Origin of the sequence: Myxococcus sp. AM009, from assembly GCF_013372605.1 — a bacterium.
Taxonomy (GTDB): domain Bacteria; phylum Myxococcota; class Myxococcia; order Myxococcales; family Myxococcaceae; genus Myxococcus; species Myxococcus vastator.
The window spans coordinates 1-3,330 of the sequence record NZ_JABXEP010000307.1; the positions used below are offsets into that span (position 1 = coordinate 1).

The 3,330-nt window shown below is 72.0% G+C and carries 3 protein-coding genes and 1 pseudogene; 2 read left to right on the top strand and 2 right to left on the bottom strand.

Features of this window, described 5'->3' with window-relative positions; translation table 11 throughout:
- The coding region (locus tag HV824_RS35275) for a tol-pal system YbgF family protein (protein WP_368738143.1) at positions 1 to 431 on the top strand (431 nt) is incomplete at its 5' end.
- Between the two features lie 22 nt (positions 432 to 453).
- Here HV824_RS35275 and HV824_RS35280 read toward each other — a convergent pair.
- Positions 454 to 1,644, bottom strand: a complete 1,191-nt coding sequence (locus HV824_RS35280; protein ID WP_176418790.1) for a tRNA-uridine aminocarboxypropyltransferase — start codon at positions 1,642 to 1,644, stop codon at positions 454 to 456.
- A gap of 208 nt (positions 1,645 to 1,852) precedes the next feature.
- The gene (locus HV824_RS35285) at positions 1,853 to 2,704 is read right to left on the bottom strand and encodes a hypothetical protein (protein ID WP_176425224.1); all 852 of its coding nucleotides are present in this window, start codon (positions 2,702 to 2,704) and stop codon (positions 1,853 to 1,855) included.
- A 191-nt stretch (positions 2,705 to 2,895) separates the two neighbouring features.
- Here HV824_RS35285 and HV824_RS35290 point away from each other — a divergent pair.
- Positions 2,896 to 3,330 (top strand): annotated as a pseudogene (locus tag HV824_RS35290) (16S rRNA (uracil(1498)-N(3))-methyltransferase); the annotation flags it as partial.

A 3,330-nucleotide genomic window follows, 5' to 3' on the forward strand; every position in this document is an offset into this window, starting at 1 on the left:
GCCCTCCGGCCGAGCCCCGGGCCCCCGTGGACCCGAACCAGGAGTTCGCGCCCTACCCCGCGCCGTCGGTGAACGTCCCCGTCGAGCCCGCGCCCCAGCCGCCTCCGGAGGCCGTGGCGAAGAAGGCCGCGAAGAAGCGCGGCCCCATGATTCCCATGGCCCTGGTTTCCAGGGACGCGGACGAGCGGTTCCTGGGCTACGCCCGGCTCCAGGTGAACTCGCGCAAGTGCGAGCGCTTCCTCGTGGGACTGGACGAGATTGCCCAACGCAGCCCCCGGGCCGCCCACCGCGAACAGGCGCGCTACCTGCGCGCGCGGTGCTTCGAGGAGAAGCTCGAATCCCACCGGGCCCGGGACGAGTACCGCCAGTACCTCAATGACTTCCCGCGAGGACGCTACGCCAAGGAGGCCAAGACGGGGCTGCTGCCTTGAGCGGGCGGCAACGGGCGCGGACTCAGCTGCCCGTGCGCGGCAGCTTCTGGGGCGGCTCGGTGGCGTTGCCTCGCTCCACCAGCTCGCGCACCACGGACTCCAGCGCGCGGATGCGTCGGCCCGCGCGGCCCGGGGCCCACTGCGGCACCTCCGGGCCCTCCAGCTGCGTCATCGCCTGCTCCACGCCGCCCGCCTTGCCCTTCAGCGCGCGCGCGGTGGCCAGGCGCACGCTGCTGGCCGGGCGCCGAGTGATGCCGCCCGCCCACAGCAGGTCCAGCGCGAACGTGGTCCACACCGCCAGCTCGTCATCGGGACGAAGGAAGGCCTCGAAGCGCTTCATCGCCTCCGCCCGGGGCTCCCCCGCGCGGAGGATGTCTTCCGACAGCTCCACATGCAGCGGCGTGCTGTAGGCCAGGGGCTGCTCGGGCGCGATGATGGCCTCGAAGCGCTCGCCCGTGGCCGGACGGCACGCCACCGCGTGCACCAGCTCCGTGGGAATCTCCTCGGCCCCCGCGGGGTGGGCGTTCGCCTCGCCGTAGAAGACGACGAGCTTCTCGAAGCGCTCCGCCAGCGTGCGCAGCTCCAGCGGCGGACGCCACGGCCCGAAGTAGATGCGGCGCCGGTTGGGCGAGGTGCGCGTCGACTGCCGCGCCAGCTGCGTGTCCACCATGTACTCGAAGGCCCGCAGCATGGTGTCGAAGCGCGCCGGGTCGCCTTCCAGGACGCCCAGCATCTCCACCACCGCCTCGATGGTGGACACGCAGTGGTCCGCGGGCTCCGCGCGAATGCGGTAGTTGCTGGGTCGGCGCGGCACGAAGCCGATGCGCGGCAGCCCCGCCAGCACCGGGTTGCGCGAAACGACTTTCTTCGCCTGCGGCCAGGTGCCGTCCACGACGATGAGCGTCTTGGGGGGATTCAGCCGCGCCTCTTCCACGGAGATTGCGTCCTCTCCCGGGAAGAGCACCGCCACGGAGTCCCGCTGCGCGGCCAGCTCTTCAATCCGCCGGTGGCCGGTGAAGTCCACGCCTTCATGCAGCTCGGAGTTGCTCAGCGACAGGTGGGCCATGCGCGCGGTGCCGATGGCCACGCGGCTCTCACGCGGGTGCTGGAGGAACACGACGCGCGTGCGCGTCTCCAACCGGGGCGGCAGTTGCGCGCAATAACACGCGCTCTCGGGACGGCGGCAACGCAGGCAGAGGTTACGCACGGCCACCGCCTTTACGGCACGCCCCGATGAGGGGCAAGTCCCACCACGGGAGGGCCGGGCAGGCCGAGTGCAAGGGGACCGGCTTCCCCAGGACACCGGCGGCCGGGCACGCCCCTGGACCCAGGCGTTCTCACGCGTGCTACCGGTGGCCCCGGTCGGCGCCGCTCCGCGTTCACTGCGACCCGACCCCGCCTTCGCGGCATGACGGCGATTGTCACTGCTCGGGCAGGCCGCGCTCCCGCGCCCAGCGGCCGTGGGCATGTCGCCGCAACACGGCGAACCGCGCTGGGTCCATCAGTGGCTCGAAGGCCTCGAGCCACTCGTCCATTTCGCCGCAGTGCGCATCCCGAGGTCCTTTGAGCGCGCCGAGCATGATGTCGCCGTTCCAGGTGTCGAACTCGCGCGCCGCCGCGTGGTCGAACGCCGCGCGGCCCTCCTCGGTGGCCAGGTACTCGCCCAGGCTCGCCTCCATCCAGGTGGAGAGCTGCTCGTCGCCGTGCTGGCCCCGGCAACTGAGCAGCCGGGCCGCCGCCAGGGCGCAGGTGTCGGGAGCCCATCCATGGTGCTCGATGAGCTGGTCGAGCACGCCCCACTGGTCGACTTCGTGGTCCAGGTCGCAGCTTCGCAGGAAGTCGATGTACGCGGGGAGCCAGGTGCGGTCGCGCAGGACCAGCGCCCCAATGGCATGCGTGCCGGCCGGGGTCTCCGCATCGGCCCACATGCGGTTGCCGTTGGCGCCCGCGCCGGTGACGACGGCGTAGTCGCGCAGCAGCGGGTGCAGGGACTCGAAGTGGGCGGCGCGCTCACACACCTCGTATTCGCGCAGCTCCCACTGGGCGGCGCCATCGGCGGTTGCCCCACGCAGCGAGAACGTGAACGCATGCAGGCCGCCGTCGCCGCTCGCCTGCCGAGCCCCATCCAGGGCCCGCATCACCGCACGCAGGACCTCGCGGCACGTGTCCTCGGCGAGGGGGCCGTCCTCCACGGCGCCGGTCATGGGAATCACGAGCGTGACGGGCGCGCGCTCGTTCTTGCCTCTGGACTGGATAAGCAATTCGATTCCCACGCAGGCGGTCCCTTCGTCACGTTCGGCTGGCGGACACTAGGGGGCGGGGCGCGGGACGACAAGCGGCTGCGACCTGACGCTCAACGGCGACACTGGCGCGCGGATGGGCTGCTTGGAAATGCGATGGCGCCGCCGACCCATTCGTGCCTTCACCATTCCCCCTGCCGCGGGCGACGGGGTACAGAGGCCCGGTGAACCTGCTGCTCCTCCTGGACGAAGACCTCCTGCCCGACGGCACCGCGCGCCTCACCGGGCGGCGGGCCCAGCACGCCCGCGAGGTGCTGCGCGCCGAGCCCGGCGAGTCCCTTCGCGTAGGGCACCTGGGGGGCCTCACCGGCACCGGCGAGGTGCTGGAGAACAGCGCGGGCGTGCTGCACCTGCGCGTCACCCTCACGGAGCCCCCGCCCCCGCGCGCGGGCAGCACCTTCTTCAGCGCCTTGGGGCGGGGGATGGCCAGCAGCAGGTCGATGCCCGCGGTGGCGTCACTGGGCGTGGACCGCATCGTCCTGGTCAACGCGGCGCGCGTGGAGAAGAGCTACTTCGACTCCAAGGTGTTGGACGCCACCTTCGTCCACGAGCTGCTCCTCCAGGGACTGGAGCAGGCCCGGGACACGCGCCTCCCAGAG